The following is a 1169-nucleotide window of genomic DNA, read 5'->3' as shown; positions in this document are numbered from 1 at the left end:
GTCCTCCATCGGCTCGTTGCGACTGCGGAAGCGGGCAGCCGCGTACCGCACGAGCGGCAGGTTCAGCTCGATGAGGGTGTCGCGCACGTAGGCCCGCTCGGGGCTGTGCTCGTCGAGCGTGGCGAGACGCAGGAACAGGGAGCGGGACAGGGTGCGGGTGTCGAGCGCACCCGACGTCTCGGTGCCGTCCGGCTGGGCCGGCACGGCGGCCGGGGCCGGAGCGGGCGGAGTGTCGATCAGCGCGGCGGTCGCGGACTCGCTCCGGTCGTCGGGCGCGACGGACGCGCCGGGCGAGAGCGTGAGCACCTTCGAGCTGCCCTGGTCTGCGGACATGCCACCCCCTTGAGGTCGCGGACGGTCGCGGCGGGCACTCCCGTCAGGTAGGAGCGCAGCCTCCACCTGAATACCGGACGTGGGGCTGCGCCAAACGCGGTTCCAGCAGAATGTCACATGTCGGCAACACGCTGTAGTGACATGTCGACATGGATGGGGCGAAAACGCGCAGATAACAGGGGGTGTGGCCGAAGTTGGCGGGGTTTCTGTCGAGAAATCTCCGCGGAACCGGTCTACCCGATTCAGCTATGCGTCGATCCTGTTTGCGGATCGAAGTCGCGCAAAACTACGCGCGAGGAGCCTTGACACATGCATCTGCGAGACACCCAGCTCGGCGCTGATCTGAGACTGCGTCAAGTTCGAGTAGTAGCGCAGGAGAAGGATCCGCTGCTCCCGCTCGGGCAGCTGGACGAGCAGGTGCCGGACCAGGTCGCGGTGCTCGACGCCGTCCAGCTCCGGGTCCTCGTAGCCGAGCCGGTCGAGCAGTCCGGGCATCCCGTCGCCCTCCTGGGCGGCCTCGAGCGACGTGGCGTGGTACGAGCGGCCCGCCTCGATGCAGGCGAGCACCTCGTCCTCGCCGATGCGCAGCCGCTCGGCGATCTCCGCGGTCGTCGGGGAGCGCCCGAAGGCGGTCGTGAGGTCCTCGGTGGCGCTGTTGACCTGCACCCACAGCTCGTGCAGCCGGCGCGGGACGTGCACGGTGCGCACGTTGTCGCGGAAGTAGCGCTTGATCTCGCCGACCACGGTGGGCATCGCGAAGGTGGGGAACTGGACGCCGCGGTCCGGGTCGAAGCGGTCGATGGCGTTGATCAGGCCGATCGTGCCGACCTGGACGA

At 68.8% G+C, this 1169-nt stretch carries 1 protein-coding gene and 1 pseudogene; both read right to left on the bottom strand.

The genetic code is table 11. The features are described from left to right. A pseudogene (locus GTW43_RS03700) lies at positions 1 to 333 on the bottom strand (RNA polymerase sigma factor SigF); the annotation flags it as partial. A 246-nt stretch (positions 334 to 579) separates the two neighbouring features. Beyond that, a partial coding sequence (locus GTW43_RS03695) for a SigB/SigF/SigG family RNA polymerase sigma factor (protein ID WP_161300168.1) occupies positions 580 to 1169 on the bottom strand: 590 nt, incomplete at its 5' end.

The organism is Streptomyces sp. SID5785, assembly GCF_009870065.1.
Classification (GTDB): domain Bacteria; phylum Actinomycetota; class Actinomycetes; order Streptomycetales; family Streptomycetaceae; genus Streptomyces.
This window is presented reverse-complemented; position numbering and strand designations above follow the sequence as displayed.